We start from the raw sequence: 18880 nt of genomic DNA, 5'->3' as shown, positions 1-18880 counted from the left end.
GACATTCATGCAATGCACCTCTTCGGACGGAAGGCCACACGGGTTCTGCGGAAGGCTAGGCGGATCGCCCGTGCCGGTCCACCGGTTATCGCGTCGACCCCGATTCGGGCGGCGGACTCGGTCACGTTGCCGGTGAGCCGATGGGCGACGACGTCAGCCGAACACGGCCCAGCCGATCTCCGTTCGCCGGCTGGCCGGGTCCGGGTTGTCACGGTCCCTGACGCCGAGGCTGCCCGGCCCGGTAGGAGCCGGGTGTCCGCCCCATCGTGCGGGTGAACGTTTCGACGAACGCGCTCGGCGTGGCCCAGCCGCACCGGTGTGCGGTCCGGGTGACGCTGGCGCCCTCCGCGAGCTGGATCATCGCGTGGAACACCCGCGTCGTGGTGCGCCACTGCGGGTAGGTGGTGCCGAACTCGACGCGGAACAGCCGGGACAGCGTGCGCTCGCTGGTCCCGGTGTGCCGGGCCAGCCACGCCGTCGTGCGGGGCCGGCTGAGGTCTTCGGTGACGAGGCGGCACGCGTGGGCCAAGCGGGGGTCGCGGGCCACGGGCAGGGTCAGCGGCCGGTCGTGGGCGCGGCGGAGGCGGTCGCGCAGCACCGAGTGGAGCCGGGCGGCCTCGGCGGCACCGAGGCCGGGCTCGGTGGCGGCGATGAGGAGCTCCCGCAGCAGCGCGTTGACGGCGATGACCGCGGGTGCGGTGCCGTCCAACGGCGCGTCGTGGCTGGGGAACATCAGCGTGAGCACCTCGGAAGCGCCGTAGACGCGGTGTTCGTGCCAGGTGCCGGCGGGCATCCAGACGGCGCGATCGGCGCAGGCGACCCACGCGCCGCGGTCGGTGCGGACCGCGAGCACGCCCCGGATGACGTACACCAGCTGGTGCTCGTCGTGCCGGTGGCGCTCGATGACCTGCCCGGCCGCGTGCTGGTGGCGGTTTTCTGACACAAGTCGACAGATTATCGGAAGTGCGGCCCCGGCGGTCGCTGCGAACGTGAGCGCATGACGACCAGCGCTCCGAAGAACCGCCTCCGCCGGCTCGCCGTGGACACCCGGCCGCTGGCGAATCCCGTGTTCCGCCGGACCTTCTTCGGCCAGGGCGCCGCGGTGGTCGGGACGGTGGTGACCGAAGTCGCCGTGCCGGTGCAGCTCTACGACCTGTCGCACTCGTCGTTCGACGTCGGTCTCGCCGGGCTGGCCGGGCTCGTCCCGATCCTGGTGTTCGGGCTCTACGGCGGCGCGATCGCCGACGCCGTGGACCGGCGCCGCCTGTACCTGGTCTCCTCGGCGCTCACCTGGACGGTCACGCTCGGGTTGCTCGCCCAGGCGGTGGCCGGGGTCCGGTCGGTGCCGCTGATCCTCGCGCTGGTCGCCGTGCAGTCCGGCGGGTTCGCGGTGTCGTCCGCGGTCCGCGGCGCCATCGTCCCGGCCCTCGTCACGCCGGATCTGGTGCCCGCGGCCAACTCGCTGAACTACACCGCCTCGACGGTCGGACAGGTTCTGGGTCCGCTCGTCGCGGGTGTTCTCCTCGCCCTGCCGAACGGGTTCTGCTACGCCTACGGCGCCGACGCGGTGCTGTTCACCGCCGCGCTCTACGCCACCTTCCGGCTCCCGCCCCTGCCGCCGGCGGCGCCCCTCGGCCGCCCCGGCCTGCGCTCGGTCCTCGACGGCCTGCGGTTCCTCGCCGGCCGCCAGGTCCTGCTGATGTCCTTCCTGGTCGACATCGCCGCGATGGTGCTGGCCATGCCGACCGCTCTGTTCCCCGAAGCGGCCGAAACGCGGTGGGGCGGCGGAATCGGCCTGCTCTACTCCGCGATCGCGATCGGCTCGGTGCTCGCCGGGCTGTCCAGCGGCTGGATCGGCCGGGTGCGGCGCCAAGGCGCCGCCCTCACCGCGGCGGTGGTGGTCTGGGCCGGAGCCGTCGCGCTGGCCGGCCTCGCCCCGAGCCTGTGGCTCGCGGTCACGCTGCTCATCGTCGCCGGCGCGGCCGACCTCGTCAGCGCGGTGTACCGGCAGACGATCCTGCAGACCGCCGTCCCCGACCGGATGCGCGGCCGGCTGCAGGGCGTGTACACCGTCGTCGTCACCGGCGGCCCCCGCCTCGGCGACCTCCGCGCCGGCATCATGGCCTCGGCGCTGCCCCTTGCCGTGGCCTGGTCGGCGACCGCATTGACCTGCGCGGTACTCGTCCTGACCGGCGCGGTCCTGGCGAGGTCGTTCTGGCACTACACCCCGGACGAAGAATCGAGCGGGCAGAGGTGATCGGCGCGGATCCTCGGCTTCGGCTGGCACACCATCCGGTCGGGCAGGGCGATCGGTCACGAGCTGCATCAGCCGCACTCAGCCCGTCATCACCGCCCGCCGGACGGTTTCCCGCAGCAACGCGCGGCGTTCCTCGTGCCGTTGGCGGGGTTCGTCCGCAGTCGCCGCGTAGACGTTGCTGACCGGGGACCATGCCATGGACATGGCGATGACCACGGCCATCACGTCGAACGGGGCGCCGGGCCGGACGAGGCCGTCGGCCTGGGCCGCCGCGATCGCGCGTAGCTTTTCGTCGTCGAGGCGGTCGGCGTCCGCCACCAGATGGCCGGCCGGCCGCCGCTCCAGGCGGGCCCAGGTGGCCAAGCGGATCAGGTCGGGGCGGCGCAAGTACTCGTCGTAGAGGCGCACCGCCCAGTCCGCGAGATCGGTGGCGTCGATCGGGACGACGTTCACGATCCGCTCCAGCGACGCGAAGAAGATCGCGTCGAACAGCCCGTCTTTGCTGCCGAAGTACGCGTAAAGCTGCGCCTTGTTGGTCCGGGCCGCGCTCACGATGCGATCGATGCGGGCGCCCGCGATCCCGTACTCGGCGAACTCCCGGGTCGCCGCCTCGAGGATGCGGTCGCGCGTCGCGGTGCCGCGAGCGGTCGTGGGGTGGTCGGCCATCGGGCGACCCTACCAAACAGAACAGTTGGTTTGCTTTCCTCCAGGCTCGGCGCTACGGTGAAATAGACCGAACAGTCTGTTTGCCAAGGAGAAGACATGCGCACGACCACGGCATGGGGAGCGGACGGCAACGCCGAGGTGCTGCACCAGGTGCGCCTGCAACGCCGGGGCCTGCGCTCCGACGACATCGCGATCCGGGTCGACTACTGCGGCGTCTGCCACACCGACCTCCACTCGCTCGACGCTCATTCCGAGGGCCTGCTCGTGCCGGGGCACGAGTTCACGGGAGTCGTGACCGAGGTGGGCTCCGAGGTCACGCGGTTCACCGCCGGCGACCCGGTCGCCGTCGGCAACATCGTCGACTCGTGCGGCGTCTGCGTCATGTGTGAAGCCGGACAGGAGAACTTCTGCCGCGAGTTCCCCACCCTGACCTACGGCGGCACCGACCGCCATGACGGCTCGACGACCTTCGGCGGCTACGCCCGGGAGTACGTCGTCCGCGAGCGGTTCGCCTACCGCCTGCCCGCCGGGCTCGATCCGGCGGCCGCGGCGCCCCTCCTCTGTGCCGGGGTCACCGTGTGGGAGCCGTTGCGCAGCCTCGAAGTCGGGAAGGGAACGCGCGTCGCGGTCGCCGGTCTCGGCGGACTCGGGCACCTCGCGGTCAAGTTCGCCGTCGCACTCGGCGCGGAGACGACGGTCATCAGCCGGACGGCGGGCAAAGCCGCCGACGCCCGCCGGCTGGGCGCCGAGGACGTCGTCGTGTCCACGGACGCGGAGCAGCTGGCCGCCGCCCGGGACCGGTTCGACGTGGTGATCGACACCATTTCCGCACCGCACGACCTCGGCCCGTACCTCGGTCTCGTCGCCTTGGACGGAACCCTCAGCCAGCTCGGCCACCTCGGACCGGTCACGGTCGGCACCATGGACCTGCTCGTGGGCCGCAAGAAGCTGACCTCGGCCGGCAGCGGCGGCCGCCCCTCGACCGCCGCCATGCTGGAGTTCTGCGCCGAGCACGGCGTCACGGCCGACGTGGAGGTGCTCCCGTCGGCGCAGGTGAACACCGCCCTGGACCGGTTGCGGCGCAACGATGTCCGCTACCGCTTCGTGCTCGACCTCTCCGATCTGCCGAGTTCGGCGCCCTGATCGTCGAGGCTCAAGAGGCGACTGCCCGGACGCGTCTCATAGCCGTCGGCGAGATAGGTGTCCAGCCGCCGGCGACGCTCGGCGATGTGGTGTTCCTGCCGCACGAGTTCGTCGCGGACCTGCCGCACGCGCGCGACGAGTTCGGCGCAGTCGCCACGCGGGCGCTCATCCCAGGCGCAGGGGAGGATGTCCCGGATGACGTCGGAGGACAGGCCGGCGTGGAACATGTCCTGGACGAACGCGACGACCTCGATCGACTCGGGGCCGTACTCGCGGTACCCGTTGGGCCGGCGCTCGCTGCGCAGCAGGCCCTGCTGCTCGTAGTAGCGCAGTGCCCGGCTGCTGACGCCGGTCGCCTTGCTCAACTCGCCGATGCGCATGCCCCGAGTTCACCTTGACCTTGACACGGACGTCAAGGTTTACCGTCGAGATCATGACCACAGCAGCGCAGATGCGCGACAAATTCGCCGTCGTCACCGGCGCCTCCACCGGCATCGGGGCGGCCCTCGCCGAGCGGCTGGCCGCCTCCGGCGTGCACCTCGTCCTGGTCGCCCGCAGCGCGGGCAAACTCGACGAGGCGGCCGCGCGGCTGAGCCGTCGTCACGGCGTGACCGTGCGCGCCGTGGCGCTCGATCTCGCCACCGCCGACGCGCCGACGCGGCTGGCCAAGACCCTGGCTGACGAAGGTATCGAGGTGGAGATGCTGGTCAACAACGCCGGTGTCAGCGCGCGAGGCCCGGTGCTGGAAGGAGATCCGGCCGGGTTCCGGTCGATGATCGACGTCAACGTCAACGCGTTGACGGAGTTGACCACGCTCCTGATGCCCGCGATGGTCGCCCGCGGCCACGGGGCCGTCGTCAACATCGCCAGCACCGGTGGGTACATTGCTGCCCCCTACCTGGCGGTGTACGCGGCGACGAAGGCGTACGTCGTCTCGTTCACCCGGGCGCTGTGGGCCGAGACCCACGGCACCGGGGTCCGGGTGGTGGCGGTCAGTCCCGGTCCCACGAAGACGCCGATGAATCCTCGCGGCGCTCGGAGTGCCGAGGCTGTCGCGGCTACGGTGGTGCGTGCGCTGTCAGGCAAGGGACCGGCGGTCATCGACGGAAAAGCCAATGCGCTGACCGCGTTCCTGTTCGGCAGGCTGCTGCCGACGCGCCTTTCTCTTGCCGTCGCGCGAAGGATAATGGCCAAAGGTGACGTCTGAGCGGTTGCGCTAGAGCTGTTTGGTGGCGAACAAGGTGGCCCCGTGGACCGGGTCGACTTCCTTCAGGCCGGTCTCGGTGAAGCCCAGCTTGCCCAGCACACGACGAGAAGCGGTGTTCCACTCCCAGACCGTGGCCCGAAGACGTCCGTACCCGCACGACCTGGCCCAGTCCAGCACCGCCATCGACGCCTCCGTCGCGTATCCTCGATTCCAAACCCGGCGCAGCAACTCGAAAGCCAGCTCCGGTTCCGTCTCGGACCCCGGTCTGCGGCCGATCAGCCCGCAGTAGCCGATGACGTCGCCCGCGGCCTTCCGCTCGATCGCCAGCAATCCGCTCGATGACGGCCGGCCGGCGCGAATCGCCTCCTCGAGTTCCGCCACCGTCGGGTGCCCGTCCGCATCGATCCGGCGGTGCGGCGGCACTCGCGGATCACGTTCGGCCCACAGCTCACGCTGCACGACCGCCTCGCCCGCTCGCCAAGGTCTGAGCAGCAGGCGTTCCGTCTCGAGCACGACTTCACGCCCCGGTGTCGCTGCCACGAGAACCACGCTCCCACAGGGGAACCGTTCCCTGCCGGACGGCCGCGTGCGGGCCCGCCCACGGGATGCCGGTGCCCGGCTCGGCAGTACGTGCGTCCCACCGGTCCGGCGGACGGCGCCAGATCGCGTTCGCAGCTTCGTGGACGGCGTCGAGGGGACCGCCCTCGTCGGGATCGAGGCCGGTTTCGAACCACAGGACGAGAAAATCGCCGAGACTGCGCGCCTGGAGCAGGACCACCGGCGGATCGTGCGCGATGAACAGGACCTCGGCGGCCCGGCCGTCGCGGACGTCGACGACCCAGTGGTTGCCGAACCCGTCGGTGGCGATCGGCAGCCCGTCGGGCGCGAGGCCGGTCAGGTCGACCCCGAACGCGTCCTCGGTGAAACACAGTTCCTCTCCCGAAAGTTCCACCCGGACGACATCCGTGCCGAACACCGGATGGACGGCGTCCGACCGCTCCACGACACACTTCGCCGCGTAGTGCGCGACGATCCCGTCCACGCCCGCATCGGCGCTCGGACGACCGGGCCCGGCTCGGCGGCGCTTCGGCTTGCCGACCTCGTCGATGGACGCCGCGAACGGGCGGACCCCGGCCGTGCGATCCCAGCGGAACACCTGGTCGGACAGCCGGCCCGAGACCGGGTCCGGCAGCAGCACCAGCTGGTCGGCCATCGAGTAGTCGTGCGCGATGGACACCGCGTCCCCGGGAAAGCCCGGTTGGCGCCGGGCGAGGCGGGTCAGGTGCGCGATGTCCTCGGCGGTCCGCTTGAGCGTCCGGCGATCGGAGGGATCCCGGACCGGGTGCAGCCGCCACTCGCCGAGCCGGCCGCCGTTCTGCCGCAGCAGCATGGCCCGCAACGCCGGGGGCAGGGCTCGGCCGAGAGCCTGTTCCAGTGCCGCCACGTATTCCTCACGCACCGGGCCGGCCGAACCCGGTCCTGACGCAGCAGCCTGAGATGACATGGCCGATGCTTACCACGTCGCCCCGGCCACGAGCCGCTGGGCATGCTTGGCCCATGCCCTCGAAAATCACACGCGTCAACCCGGCCCGGCTGCACACGCCACCCGGATACCACCACGTAACCGTCGTCGAGGCCGGGCGGATGGCCTTCCTGGCCGGCCAGTGCCCGATCGACACCGCCGGCGACCTGGTCGGCGAAGGTGATCTCCGCGCCCAGATCGACCAGGTCGTCGCGAACGCGATGATCGCGCTCGGCGCGGCCGGGGCCGGGCCGGGGGACGTCGTGCGCAGCGTCGTCTACGTCGTCGGCGATGACCGGCGGGCGCTGAGCGCCGCGTGGAGGCGGCTGACTCAGTCGCCGCTCGGGCCCGCCTTCACCACCGCCAGCACCTTGCTCGGCGTCGCCCAGCTCGGGTTCCCCGGTCAGCTCGTCGAGGTCGACCTCACCGCGGCACTGCCCGGCTGACCGGACCGCCCTGGAACCCGCCCATCTTCTCCTCGAGCAGCTCCGCCAGCCTCAGCGGTGTCCGGTCCTCGAACATCGGGCCGATCAGCTGCACCCCGACCGGCAGGCCCTCCGGCGACCGGCCCGCCGGTACCGCCGTCGCGGGCAGGCCGGGCATCGTCGCCAGCCCGGCCCAGACCAGCTGGTCGAAATACGGGTACTCGGCGCCGTCGATGGCGATGCGGCGTTCCAGGGGGTTGGGGTGGTGGTCGTGGGGGAACGCCGGGGTCGGCGTCACCGGGCACGCCACCGCGTCGAACTCGGTGAACACCTGGCGCCAGGCGTGGCGGTGGAGCTCGCGGCGGTTGTTCGCCTCGAGCCAGTCCGCGTGGCTGAACGCCATGGCGCGCAACCGGACCGCGTCGAGGCTGTCGGGGTCCGCCGGCGCGTACGAGCCGACCGGGAACCGGGCCACCGAGCCCGAAATCAGCAACTGCATGTAAAGCGTCGCGGCTTCGGCCAGGTCGGGGAGCAGGGGGCTGTGCCGCTCGACGCGGGCGCCGCCGTCGGTGAGAGCTGCCGCCACCCGGTTCACCGCGTCGCGGACCGCGGAACCGGCCGGGATCAGCGGGTGGTCGTCGAGGACCAGGACCCGGAAGCCGCCGAGCCGGTCGTGGCGGGCAGGAGGCAGGGCCAGCCGGTGCGCCACGCCGTAGGTCAGCGGGTCCGGGCCGGCCATGACGTCGAGCAGGAGCGTGAGGTCGCGGGCCGTGCGGGCCATCGGGCCGACGACGGCCAGGTCGAACTCGGCCGGCAACGCCGGCTCGGCGGGCGGGACCATGCCGCGGCGGGCCACCAGGCCGAGCGTCGGCTTGTGCGCGTAGACCCCGCAGAAATGCGCCGGGGTGCGCAGCGAACCCGCGAGGTCCGAGCCGATCGACAGCGCGCCGAACCCCGAAGCCAGCGCCGCCGCCGAGCCGCCGGAGGAGCCGCCCGGCGTCCGGCCGGGGTCCCACGGATTGGCCGTGGTGCCGTAGATGTCGTTGAAACTCTGGATGTCCTGCAGTCCCAACGGGACATTGGTCTTGCCCAGGATCACCGCACCGGCCTCCTTGAGGCGCGACACCTGGACCGCGTCCTCGGCCGGCACGTAGTCCCGGTGCGCCGGCATGCCCCACGTCGTCGGCAGCCCGGCCACGTTGTACGACTCCTTGACCGTCACCGGGACGCCGAGCAGCGGCCGGTCCGCACCCCGCGCGCGGGCCCGGTCGGCCTCGCGCGCCGCGGCTCGCGCCCGGTCGAAGTCCGCCACGCAGATCGCGTTGATCACCTCGTCGTCGCGCTCGATGCGGGCGATCGCCCCCTCGGTCAGTTCCTCGGCCGTCACCGCACCGCCGCGCAACGCGGCCACGAGTTCTCCGGCCGGCTGAAAGCTCCATTCCATGAATCCGACGCTATCGGCCGGCCGCCGAGGGCACGAAATTTCTTTTCCCACAACGGAGTTGCGTGTGGAATTCGGTAATTTCACGCAAGACCCCGGCCCCCGCCGATCCCGACAATGGCCGACACGCCGGGTGCCTCGATCGCACCCGGGCGGTCGACAGGAGGGATGGGAGCACGTGAAGACTCCACGAATGATCCGCCGCGTGAGCTGCGGCGTCGCGACAGTCCTGGTCGCCGGGCTGGCCCTGGTCGGGCCCGGCACGGCCTCGGCGAGCGTCGCGCCCGCCGAAAAGGGCGCGTACACGACGATCAGAATCCAGTCCGGCGCGGGGATCGGCGCGCAGGCGAAGTCGGCCATGGGGCTCATCACCACCCGGGCCCCGCTGCCCGCCACCCACCAGCCGGGCGCCTACATCCTCTGCGAACTCGGTTCGCCGCTGGGCATCCGGAGCACCGGCGTCAACCTGGAGGCCGAGTTCAGGATGGCCTGCCGGTGGACCGACGACCGCACGCCGGCGCAGGAGGTCGCCCTCAACGAGGTGGACTGCGCGATCCGGGAGAGCGCGACCGGCGCACCGAACTTGGGCCTCGCCCGGCAACCGGGCGGCGGGCCCAACGGCGGCTGCCTGACCGCGACCCCGCTGGCCCCGCTCTTCGGCACCTACCGCGGGGTCGTCCAGGCGCTGGTGTACCTGTCCGGTGACCCCACCGGGTACGTCAGCCCGGTGTACTACACCGCGAACAGCGTCACGGTCGTGTGACCCGCCGGCCCGCCGCGCATTGCGGACCGTGCCAAACGGCCCCACCGGGGTTTTCGCTTCGTGACGAAGCGCCGGTGGGGCGCCGGATGGCACGGTGACCTGTCGCCGACCTGCGACAGGAGGGCCGATGACCGGAGCGCTGGCGGGCCGGACCGCACAACTGGAGCTGCTCGATAGGGCGGTGGCCCGGGTCGCCGGCGGCGGGTCCGTGGTGGTCGAGGTGGGCGGCGAGGCGGGCCTGGGCAAGACCCGCCTCCTGGCCGAGCTGGGGCGGCGGGCGGCCGGTGCGGGGCTGCTCGTCCGCTCCGGGCGGGCCACCCAGTTCGAGCAAGGGGTGCCGTTCGGCGTCTACGAGGCGATGGCGGCGGCGCCGGGCAGCCGGCCGCGGGTGGCGGCCGGGGTGCGGCGGGTGCTCACCCGGACCACCGCGGCCGGCATCGCCTTGCTGCTCGACGACGTGCATTGGGCGGATTCCGCTTCCTTGGCACTGACCGAAGATCTGATCCTCAAGCCGCCACCGGTCCCGTTGCTGCTGGCGGTGGCGTTCCGCAGCGCGTGTCCGCCGGCCCGGCTGGTGGAAACCATCGCGCGGCTCGGTTCGGAAGCGGTGCCGATCGACCTGCCGCCGCTGGGGCCGGCCGACCTGGCGGTGCTGCTCACCGGCGTTCCCCGCCGCCGGCGGGAGCTGATCGGGACCCTCAGTCTCGGTAACCCGTGGTACGTCCAGGCGTTGTCGCGGCTGCCCGACCACACCTTGGAGGGCCTGGCGAAGAGCCCGGCCGACGCCGATTGGCTCGCCCACGCCCGGAACCACGTCCTCGCGGGGCTCGCCGCCGAGCTCGCCGCGCAGGAACCACCGGTGCAGCAGGTGGCCCAGGTGGCGGCGGTCGTCGCCGACCACACCACCATCGATCTGGTCGCCCACGTCACGCAGCTGCCGATGGACACCGTGGCCGCCGCGGTCGACCAGCTCGGCCGGCTGGGCCTGATCGAGGCCGACGGCGCCCGGCTGGCGTTCCGGCACCCGCTGATGCGGGCCGCCACGTACGCGCTGACCGGCCCGGCCCGGCGGTTCGAGACCCACGCCCGCACCGCCGGATACCTGCGGAGCCGGCAGGCGTCACGACAGGTCGTCGCCCACCACACCGAACAGTCGGCGCGGTACGGCGACGAGACGGCGGCGGCCGTGCTCGTCGACGCCGGTGTCGCGTTCGCGCACGAGGCGCCCGCCCAGGCCGCCCGGTGGCTCGGCACGGCGTTGCGCATCATGCCCGACGGCGGCCCGCGCGACGATCGCCGGGCCGCGGCCGCGCTGTGGTACGCCCGCGCCCTGGGCCGCAGCGGCCGGCTCGACCGCAGCCGCGAGGTGCTCCGGCAGCTCGGCCGCGCCGCGGAACCGGTCCGCGGTCAGGCCGCCACCTTCGGGGTGGCGATCGCCCGGCAGCTCGGCGATTTCCCCGAGGCGGCCGCGGTGCTCCACGGGCAGCTCGCCCGCAGCGGGCTCGACCCGGTGGGCGAGGCCAAACTCCGCGTCGAACTGTCCGCCGTCGAGGCGTTCCGCGAGGATCCGGCCGCGGCGGTCCACCACGCGCAGCGGGCGCTGGAACTGCTGGACCGAGACCGGTCCGTCCTCGTGGCCACGGCCCACGCCCTGCAGGCACTCGGCGTGCTGTACGGCGGGGACACCACCCTCGCGCGCCGGCACCTCACCGACGCCGTGCGCACCCTCGACGCGACCGGCGACGCCGACCTGCGCCCGTACGCCGAGATCATCTCCCCGCTGGTGCTGACGGAGATCCAGCTCGGGAACCTGGCCGACGCGGGCCGTCACCTCGCCCGCGCCCGGCGGATCCTCGGCACGCTCGGACCGAGCAGCGCCTTGCCGTACCTGCTCGTCATGGAGGTGCTGCTGCACACCCGAGCCGGCCGGCTGGCCCGGGCGGTCGAAGTCGCCGACGAGGCGACGGCCGCCGCCGAGCGCGTCGGCAGCACCGAGATGCGCGCCATGGCGGCCACGGTGCGGCTGCGGCCCCTGCTGTGGACCGCCGGGCCGGCCGCGGCCCTCGCCGCCGGCGCGGGGGAGGCACCGCAGTCGCGAGCCTGGTGGCGGATCAACCAGGTCGAGCAGGCCCTCGTCCACACCGTGGGCGGTGACCACCGCGGCTGCCTCGAATTCCTCGCCGACCGGACGGCCCCGCCGTCGGCGCACCCGCTGCTGCTCCTGGAACGCCAGGCGATCGCCGTGCTCGCGCACGCCGGTGCGGGCGACCTCCCGGCGGCCGAGGACGCCGCCGGCCGCGCGAAGGCACTGGCCGCCGCAGCCGATCCGCTCCACGCCCGCGCCCTCGCCGGCCTCGGCCAGGCCGTCGCCGCCCACCGGATGCGCCGGCCCGGCCGGGCGGCGACGCTCGCGAACGAGGCCGCGGCCGGATTCGCGGCCGCCGGGATGCCCGTGGAGGAGGCGCTGGCGTACCACCTCGCCGGCGCCGCGCAGCTCAGGGCGGGCCAACGCGGCATCGAGGCTTTCGACCGCGCCGCGGCCGGCTACACGGCGTGCGGCGCCCGCTGGCTGTCCTCGGTCCTGGCCGGCCACCGTGCCCGCGTCCCGGCACCCCGCACGACGCTGACGAGACGGGAGTGGGAGGTCGCGAATCTGACGGCAACCGGTTTGCGGAACGACGAGATCGCCGCGCGGCTGCACCTGTCCCGCCGGACCGTCGAATCCCACCTGGCCCGGATCTTCGCCAAGCTGGACGTCCGCTCCCGCACCGCGATGGCTTCCCGGCTCCCCGCGCTCGCCGGCGGGAACTGAGAAGTCAGCCGCCGAGGCGGACCAGGCGGGGGAACAGCTCCCGGACGCCGCGCCGGAGATCGTCGAGCGCCGTCTCCTCGCCCGAGAGGTGGCGCAGCAGCGCCTGCTGGAACAGCCCGTCGAACAACGCGTACGCGTCGGCGGGGGAGCAGGTCGGCTCCGTGCCCGCCAGGCCGGCGTACGCGCTCACGTTGCGCCAGATCATGTCCCGCAGGCTCTCGTCGATCTCGGCGACGTCGTCGCGGAAGGCCGGCTCGAACAGCGACTGCGTGCGCAGGTCGTACCACATGCGGTGCATCAGGGGCGCCTCGGCGAGCGCCGCCGCGAGACCGTCCGCGCAGGCGACGGCCAGCTCGCCCGGGGTGGCCGCGTCGCCGACGCCGCCCTCGTACCGCTGCACGCAGGCGGCCTTGTAGCGCCGCACGCAGTAGGTGATCAGCTCGACCTTGTCGGCGAAGTAGTAGTGCAGCAGCCCGTGGGAGAACTTCGTGTGCTCGGCGATCGTGCGCAGGCTCGTGCGGGCGTAGCCGAGGTCGGCCAGGGCCAGGAGCGCCGCGTCGGCCAGTTCCCGGCGGCGGTCCTCGAACTTGTCGGCCGGGGTCCGGCGCCTCACGGCGGGTGCGCTGGTCACGGCTCCGAAGATACCATCCGGCGGCTTTCTGACCAATCGTCCAAGAAAATCTTGACATTCGTCCAAACGGCGGTCATGGTCGTCACCAGCCGCCGGCGAAGTCGGGAGGGACGACGATGTCTCTGTTCTTCTACCTGGAGAAAGGCGCCTCCCTGGACCTCGGGGCGCCCTGCTTGACCCTCGACGGGGTGTCCCGGTCCTACGGGGAGGTCGTCGAGCTCGCCGAGGCCGTCGCCCGCGCGTTGCGGCGCTCCGGCGTCGCCCCCGGGGACAAGGTGGGCATCCTCTCGGCGAACGACCCGACCGCGTTCACCTGCGTCTTCGGCATCTCCCGCGCCGGCGCGGTGTGGTGCCCGATCAACCCGCGCAACGCCGCCGGCGAGAACGCCGAGCTCCTGGACCTCTTCGACTGCACCACCCTGGTCTTCCAGCCCGCCTTCGAGGACCTGGTCCGCAAGATCGCCCCGCAGCTGCCGAAGCTGACCACGCTCGTCCGCCTCGGCGACGGCGACGGCTTCGCGCCCGGGTTCGACGCCTGGCTCGACGCGGCCCGCGAAGACCCCGCCGCCGCGGCCGGTCAGCCCGGCGACGTCGTGGCCCTCGTGGGCACCGGCGGCACCACCGGGCGGCCCAAGGGCGTCATGCTCACCGACCGCAACCTCGAGGTGATGTCGGCAATCACGCTGATGAGCTACCCCTTCGAGGGACGCCCGGTCTACCTGGCCCTCGCCCCGCTGACGCACGCGGCCGGTGTGCTGTGCTTCCCGGTCCTGGCCCGCGGCGGCGAGGTCGTGATCATGGCCAAGCCCGACGTCGGCCGGTTCCTGGAGCTGATCGAACGGCACCGGGTCACCCACACGTTCCTCCCGCCGACGCTCATCTACCTGGTCCTCGACCACGAAGCCCTCGACGGCACGGATCTCTCGTCGCTGCAGTGCTTCTGGTACGGCGCGGCCCCGATGTCGACGGCCCGGCTGACCGACGCGCTCGACCGGATCGGGCCGATGGCGCAGCTGTTCGGCCAGTCCGAAGCCCCGATGATGATCTCGACGATGTCGCCCGCCGACCACCGCCGGCCCGACGGCACCGTCCACACCGGACGGCTGGCGTCGGCGGGCCGGCCGTCGCCGCTGGTCACCGTGGCGATCCTCGACGACGACGGAAACCCCGTTCCCCCAGGCGAACGCGGTGAGATCTGCGTGCGCGGCTCACTGGTGATGGCCGGCTACTACCGCAACCCCGAAGCCACCGCGGAGGCGTCGGCCCACGGCTGGCACCACACCGGGGACATCGGTTTCCTCGACGAAGAAGGCTTTCTCCACATCGTCGACCGCGCCAAGGACATGGTCATCACCGGCGGCTTCAACGTCTACTCCGCCGAGGTCGAACAGGCGGTGCTGGCCCACGAGGCGGTCCGCGACTGCGCCGTGATCGGCCTGCCCGACGACAAGTGGGGCGAGCGCGTCACCGCCGTCGTCCAGCTCCGCCCCGGCAAGCACCTGGACCGCGGCGAGCTGATCGCGTTCGTCAAGGACCGCATCGGCAGCGTCAAGGCGCCGAAGCAGATCGAAGTCTGGCCCGACCTGCCCCGCTCGGCCGTCGGCAAGGTCCTCAAGGCCGAAATCCGCACCACCCTCGCCGCCCGCTGAAGGAGAACCCATGAAACTCGCGCTCTACCTGCCGAACTTCCGGGACGAGGTGACCGTGCGGGAACTCGAGGACCTCACCGCGCTGGCCGAGGACCTCGACTTCGACTCCGTCTGGACGCTCGACCGGATCATCGTGCCGGAAACGTCGGACAGCCAGGAGATGCAGCACTCCTTCGGCATGATCGAGGGCTTCCCCAAGGGCCTGCCGGTCAGCTCGCGCGGCCAGTTCCTGCAGGGCATGCCGCTCATCCCGTGGCTCGCGGCGAAGACGTCGAAGGTGCGGATCGGGATGAGCATCATCGACACGCCCTACCGCTCGCCCGGCGTCCTCGCCGCCGAACTCGCGACCATCGACCACCTGTCCGGCGGCCGGCTCAACGTGGCCGTCGGCTCCGGCTGGATGCCCGAGGAGTTCGCCGCCGCGAGCGCGTCGCACATCTTCCCCAAGCGGCACAAGCACGTCCGGGAAACCCTGGAGATCATGCAGGGCATCTGGACCAACGACCTGTTCGAGTACCACGGCGAGTTCGCCGACTTCCAGCGCAGCGGCTTCGGCGCGAAGCCGGTGCAGAAACCGCACCCGCCGATCTTCTTCAGTGGCCTCAAGGACGCGAAGCGCTCGGCCGCCCGCATCGCGAAGTACGGGCTGTCCGGCTGGATCGGCATCCAGGACTCGCCCGAGGACATCCGGCGCTGGCGCACCGAGATCCAGCGCGAGCTGGAGGCCCTGGACACCCCGCGTTCGGTGGACGACCTCGAGATCTCCAGCATGATCTGGTTCGTCATCACCGACGAGGACATGGACCAGAGCCCGCTGGGCAAGGGCACCAACCTGCTCGTGGGTTCGCAGGCGCAGATCACCGACCAGCTCAAGCGGTACCGGGAAGCCGGGCTCACGATGCCGTTCCTGTGGCCGCCCTTCCAGGACGTCCCGGTGGCGAAGACGCTCGACGACATGAAACGCCTCAAGGAAGAGATCCTCCCCAAGATCGACGCGATGTGAAAGGGACCAGCATGTCCGAACTCGAAGGAAAGCGCGTTTTCGTCACCGGCTCGGGCGCCGGTATCGGCAAGGCCATCGCGGCGCTGTTCACCGAACGCGGCGCCCGGGTCGTCGTGAGCGACCTCGACTCCCTCGCGGCCAAGCAGGCGGCCGGCGAGATCGGCGCGGCCGGCGTCGCCAACTGCGACGTCACCGACGAAACCCAGGTCCAGTCGACGATCCAGCAGACCGTCGACCTCCTCGGCGGCCTCGACGTCCTGGTCAACAACGCCGGCATCGAGGTGTCGTCGCCGTTGCTGCAGCAGCCGACGGAGAGCTTCGACCGGATCTTCGCGGTCAACGTGCGCGGCACGTTCGTGACGATGAAGGCGGCGACGCCGCACCTGGTGGAGTCCAAGGGGAACATCGTCAACATCGCGTCGATCGCCGGCCTCGGGGGCAGCCCGCTGCTCGGCTCCTACTGCGCGACGAAGGCGGCGGTGATCCAGCTGACCCGGGTGGCGGCGGTCGAGATGCGGCCGACGGGTGTCCGGGTCAACGCGGTCTGCCCGGGCTTCGCGGACACGGCCATGGTCGAGCGCCTGGTCCCGGACTTCGAGGCGGCCACCCAGGTCCCGTTCGGCGACCTCGTCGCGGCCAAGCAGGGGCGCCTCGGCACGCCGCAGGACATCGCCGAGGTGACGGCGTTCCTGGCGTCGGACCGGGCGAGCTGGATCACCGGCAGCCACTACGTCCTCGACGGCGGGCTGACGGCGTCCCTGGTCTGAGGTGCGGCGGCACGTAGGCCACGTCGACGGGGCCGAGGTCCGTGCCGGGCGGGACGATCTCGTCGATCCGGTCGAGGAGATCGTCCCCGGCCGGGTCGACGGCTCCGGCCAGCAGGTCGTCCAGCTGCTCTTCCGTGCGCGGGCCGATGATCGCCGAGGCGACCGCGGGGTGGGCGGTGACGAAGGCCAGCGCGAGGTGCCGCAGGGGAGTTCCCGCCTGCTCGGCGAGCGAGGTGAGGGTTTCGACGGCGGCGAGCTTGCGCGGGTCGGTCAGGTGCTTCGGTGCCCAGTGCAGGCGGCCCGCCGAGGCGGTTTCCTTGCGGTAGCGGCCGGTGAGCAGGCCCATCGACAGCGGGCTCCACACGAGCACCCCCAGGCCGTACCGGTCGCAGACGGGCAGGATTTCGTGCTCGGCGCCGCGGTTGAGGATCGAGTAGTGCAGCTGCTCGGTGCGGAACCGGGCCAGGCCACGGCGCTGCGCGACCCATTGGGCCTCGACGATCTCCGACGCGGGCAGGTTGGAGTGCCCGATGGCCCGCACCTTGCCCGCGCGCAGCAGGTCGGTCAACGCGCTCAGCGGCTCCTCGATGTCGGTGCCGGGCTCGGGGTGGTGGAGCTGGTAGAGGTCGATGTGGTCGACGCCGAGGCGGCGCAGCGACCCTTCGACGGCGGAGATGATCCAGCGCCGCGAGTTGCCCTGCCGGTTCGGGCCGGGGCCCATCGGGCCGTTGCCCTTGGTCGCGAGGACGACGTCGTCGCGGCGGCCGCGCAGGGCTTTGCCGAGGATGCGCTCGCTTTCGCCGTCGCCGCCGTAGACGTCGGCGGTGTCGATGGTGGTGATGCCCTGGTCGAGGGCGCGGTGGACGATGCGGACGCAGGCGTCGGGGTCGGGGTTGCCGTAGGGGCCGAACATCATCGTGCCCAGGGTGAACGTGCTGACCTGGATGCCGGTGCGGCCGAGGGGGCGGGTCTGCAAGGAAGCCTCCGGGTGGTCGGGTGCGGTGGGATGCCGGGGCATCCCACCGCCGTGACGCCTCAGCCCTGGTACTCGGCGGCGACGTCGACGATCCAGGTGACGCCGAACCGGTCGACCAGCATCCCGAAGGCGGGAGCCCACGGGGCCGGCCCGAACTCTTCGACGACGGTCGCGCCGTCGGCCAGGCCCTTCCACACCGGGGCGACCTCGTCGACGGTCGCGCCGCGGACGGACAGGAAGAACGGCTCCTTCGTGATGGTGGTGCCGTTCTCGCGGCGGGTCGTGGGCGTGGCCGCGACGGCCGGGCCGTCGGCGCCGGGGACGTCGTAGGCCATCACGCTGAAGCCGTTGTCCGCGGTGACCTGGCCGAACACGACCTTGCCCGCGTCGGGCAGCCCGGCGGGCATGCCGAAGTCGCCGTAGGTGACGACGGTCGCTTGGCCGCCGAAGACCGACTGGTAGAACTCGAGCGCCTCGCGGGCCTGGCCGGTGAAGTTGAGGTGGGCGACAGCCGTGAGCGACATGGTGTTCCTTCGGAGTGTGATTCCGCCGCCGGAGGGGTTCCGGCGACGAGAGCCACGATGGCAGGGGTAGCGGTCAGGGAACGTCCGCTTCTCGTGGCACCATGAAAGTCGTGCCGATCGCGTCGTCGACGGCGACCTCGGGTCGCCTGCTCTCGCTGCTGTCCCTGCTGCAGGTCCGCCGGGACTGGCCGGGCGCGCTGCTGGCCGGCCGGCTGGGGGTCAGCGAACGGACCGTGCGCCGCGACGTCGACCGGCTGCGGGAGCTCGGCTACCCCGTGCAGGCGGTCAAGGGGCCGGAGGGCGGCTACCGGCTCGAAGCCGGCGGCCGGATGCCGCCGTTGCTGTTCGACGAGGAGCAGGCGGTCGCGCTCGCGGTGGCGTTGCGGATCGCGGCCGGGACCGGCGCGGGGATCGAGGAGGCCGCCGCCCGGGCGCTGGCCACGGTCCGCCAGGTGATGCCGGCGCGCCTGCGGCAGCGCGTCGACCAGCTGGAGCTCACCGCGGCCGGGCGCGAAACCCAGGTCGGCACCGACGTCCTGCTGGCTCTGAGCTCGGCGGTCCGGGCCACCGAGGAGGTGCGGTTCGACTACGACTCACCGTCGCGCCCGGCCGAGGCCGGGCCGCAGCCGCCCCGCCGGGTGCAGCCGCACCACCTCGTCGTCCGAAGTGGACGGTGGTACCTGGTCGGCTGGGACGCCGCCCGGGAGGACTGGCGGACCTACCGTGTCGACCGGATGCGGCTGCGGGTGCCGAACGGGCCGCGGTTCACCCCGCGGGAGGTGCCGGGCGGCGACGTCGCGACGTTCCTCGCCGCCCGGTTCAAGGGTTCCGGCACCGCGGATGCGTGGCCGTGCCGGGGCGAAGTGGTCCTCGACCTGCCGATCGCCGAAGTCGCGCCGTTCGCCGGCGACGGCGTCGCCGAGGAAGCCGCCCCCGGCCGCACCCGGCTGCGGACCGGCTCCTGGTCGTGGCCGGCCCTGGCGGCGAGCCTCCTGCGGTTCGGATGCGACGTCGAGGTGACCGGCCCGCAGGAGCTGCGGACGGCCTTCGCCGACCTGGCCGCCCGGGCCGCCCGCGCGGCCGAGCCCGGCTGA

General features: G+C 72.4%; 19 protein-coding genes. 10 read left to right on the top strand and 9 right to left on the bottom strand.

What is annotated here, in order from left to right; translation table 11 throughout:
- Positions 1–208: 208 nt before the first annotated feature.
- The gene (locus AB0J55_RS12675; protein ID WP_364246796.1) at positions 209–943 is read right to left on the bottom strand and encodes a helix-turn-helix transcriptional regulator; all 735 of its coding nucleotides are present in this window, start codon (positions 941–943) and stop codon (positions 209–211) included.
- Positions 944–997: 54 nt separating this feature from the next.
- Between AB0J55_RS12675 and AB0J55_RS12670 the strand changes: the two genes are divergently transcribed.
- Complete coding sequence (locus tag AB0J55_RS12670; RefSeq protein ID WP_364246793.1) at positions 998–2257, top strand: MFS transporter; 1260 nt, start codon at positions 998–1000, stop codon at positions 2255–2257.
- 78 nt (positions 2258–2335) lie between these two features.
- Here AB0J55_RS12670 and AB0J55_RS12665 read toward each other — a convergent pair whose 3' ends face one another.
- A complete protein-coding gene (locus tag AB0J55_RS12665) occupies positions 2336–2923 on the bottom strand; it encodes a TetR family transcriptional regulator (protein ID WP_364246790.1) in 588 nt (195 codons plus the stop codon).
- Between the two features lie 96 nt (positions 2924–3019).
- Here AB0J55_RS12665 and AB0J55_RS12660 point away from each other — a divergent pair, with 96 nt between their 5' ends.
- Positions 3020–4066: an NAD(P)-dependent alcohol dehydrogenase gene (locus tag AB0J55_RS12660; RefSeq protein WP_364246787.1), complete on the top strand. Its 1047-nt coding sequence runs from the start codon at positions 3020–3022 to the stop codon at positions 4064–4066.
- Here AB0J55_RS12660 and AB0J55_RS12655 read toward each other — a convergent pair.
- The gene (locus AB0J55_RS12655) at positions 4018–4446 is read right to left on the bottom strand and encodes a MerR family transcriptional regulator (protein ID WP_364246784.1); all 429 of its coding nucleotides are present in this window, start codon (positions 4444–4446) and stop codon (positions 4018–4020) included. The two genes, AB0J55_RS12660 and AB0J55_RS12655, sit on opposite strands and share 49 nt — an antisense overlap.
- 14 nt (positions 4447–4460) lie before the next feature.
- Between AB0J55_RS12655 and AB0J55_RS12650 the strand changes: the two genes are divergently transcribed.
- On the top strand, positions 4461–5273 hold the full coding sequence (locus AB0J55_RS12650) for an SDR family oxidoreductase (RefSeq protein WP_364246781.1): 813 nt from the start codon (positions 4461–4463) through the stop codon (positions 5271–5273).
- Positions 5274–5282: 9 nt separating this feature from the next.
- Here the strand turns inward: AB0J55_RS12650 and AB0J55_RS12645 are convergent, their stop codons facing one another.
- Positions 5283–5786 (bottom strand): GNAT family N-acetyltransferase, encoded by a 504-nt coding sequence (locus AB0J55_RS12645; RefSeq protein ID WP_364246778.1) that lies wholly within the window; start codon positions 5784–5786, stop codon positions 5283–5285.
- A 4-nt stretch (positions 5787–5790) separates the two neighbouring features.
- On the bottom strand, positions 5791–6732 hold the full coding sequence (locus tag AB0J55_RS12640) for an SMI1/KNR4 family protein (RefSeq protein WP_364246776.1): 942 nt from the start codon (positions 6730–6732) through the stop codon (positions 5791–5793).
- A gap of 98 nt (positions 6733–6830) precedes the next feature.
- On the opposite strand from AB0J55_RS12640, the gene AB0J55_RS12635 reads away from it, so the two are divergent.
- Positions 6831–7241, top strand: a complete 411-nt coding sequence (locus AB0J55_RS12635; RefSeq protein ID WP_364246773.1) for a Rid family hydrolase — start codon at positions 6831–6833, stop codon at positions 7239–7241.
- On the opposite strand, the gene AB0J55_RS12630 is transcribed toward AB0J55_RS12635, so the two are convergent.
- A complete protein-coding gene (locus AB0J55_RS12630) occupies positions 7219–8664 on the bottom strand; it encodes an amidase (RefSeq protein ID WP_364246770.1) in 1446 nt (481 codons plus the stop codon). The genes AB0J55_RS12635 and AB0J55_RS12630 overlap by 23 nt on opposite strands.
- 175 nt (positions 8665–8839) lie before the next feature.
- Between AB0J55_RS12630 and AB0J55_RS12625 the strand changes: the two genes are divergently transcribed.
- Positions 8840–9424, top strand: a complete 585-nt coding sequence (locus AB0J55_RS12625; protein ID WP_364246767.1) for a hypothetical protein — start codon at positions 8840–8842, stop codon at positions 9422–9424.
- Positions 9425–9551: 127 nt separating this feature from the next.
- Positions 9552–12236 carry a LuxR C-terminal-related transcriptional regulator gene (locus AB0J55_RS12620; RefSeq protein WP_364246764.1) on the top strand — a complete coding sequence of 895 codons (2685 nt, stop codon included), beginning with the start codon at positions 9552–9554 and terminating at the stop codon, positions 12234–12236.
- A 4-nt stretch (positions 12237–12240) separates the two neighbouring features.
- Here the strand turns inward: AB0J55_RS12620 and AB0J55_RS12615 are convergent, their stop codons facing one another.
- Positions 12241–12867, bottom strand: coding sequence for a TetR/AcrR family transcriptional regulator (locus AB0J55_RS12615; RefSeq protein ID WP_364246761.1), 627 nt, complete (start codon positions 12865–12867; stop codon positions 12241–12243).
- A gap of 116 nt (positions 12868–12983) precedes the next feature.
- Here AB0J55_RS12615 and AB0J55_RS12610 point away from each other — a divergent pair, with 116 nt between their 5' ends.
- Genes AB0J55_RS12610 through AB0J55_RS12600 form a run of 3 tightly spaced genes read left to right on the top strand, consistent with a single transcriptional unit; the run spans position 12984 to position 16286 of the window.
- Positions 12984–14516, top strand: coding sequence for a long-chain fatty acid--CoA ligase (locus AB0J55_RS12610; protein WP_364246758.1), 1533 nt, complete (start codon positions 12984–12986; stop codon positions 14514–14516).
- A gap of 10 nt (positions 14517–14526) precedes the next feature.
- Positions 14527–15519: an LLM class flavin-dependent oxidoreductase gene (locus tag AB0J55_RS12605; RefSeq protein ID WP_364246755.1), complete on the top strand. Its 993-nt coding sequence runs from the start codon at positions 14527–14529 to the stop codon at positions 15517–15519.
- Between the two features lie 11 nt (positions 15520–15530).
- Entirely contained in the window at positions 15531–16286 is a 756-nt protein-coding gene (locus AB0J55_RS12600) for an SDR family oxidoreductase (protein WP_364246752.1), read from the top strand.
- Here AB0J55_RS12600 and AB0J55_RS12595 read toward each other — a convergent pair.
- Both AB0J55_RS12595 and AB0J55_RS12590 read right to left on the bottom strand, forming a co-directional pair.
- Positions 16234–17262, bottom strand: coding sequence for an aldo/keto reductase (locus tag AB0J55_RS12595; protein ID WP_364246749.1), 1029 nt, complete (start codon positions 17260–17262; stop codon positions 16234–16236). The two genes, AB0J55_RS12600 and AB0J55_RS12595, sit on opposite strands and share 53 nt — an antisense overlap.
- Positions 17263–17321: 59 nt before the next feature.
- Positions 17322–17786: a VOC family protein gene (locus AB0J55_RS12590; protein ID WP_364246746.1), complete on the bottom strand. Its 465-nt coding sequence runs from the start codon at positions 17784–17786 to the stop codon at positions 17322–17324.
- A 110-nt stretch (positions 17787–17896) separates the two neighbouring features.
- Between AB0J55_RS12590 and AB0J55_RS12585 the strand changes: the two genes are divergently transcribed.
- Complete coding sequence (locus tag AB0J55_RS12585; RefSeq protein ID WP_364248175.1) at positions 17897–18880, top strand: WYL domain-containing protein; 984 nt, start codon at positions 17897–17899, stop codon at positions 18878–18880.

This window comes from Amycolatopsis sp. NPDC049688 (genome assembly GCF_040674975.1).
Lineage (GTDB): Bacteria > Actinomycetota > Actinomycetes > Mycobacteriales > Pseudonocardiaceae > Amycolatopsis.
Note: the sequence above shows the minus strand (reverse complement) of the source record. Positions and strands in the feature narration are given on the sequence as shown.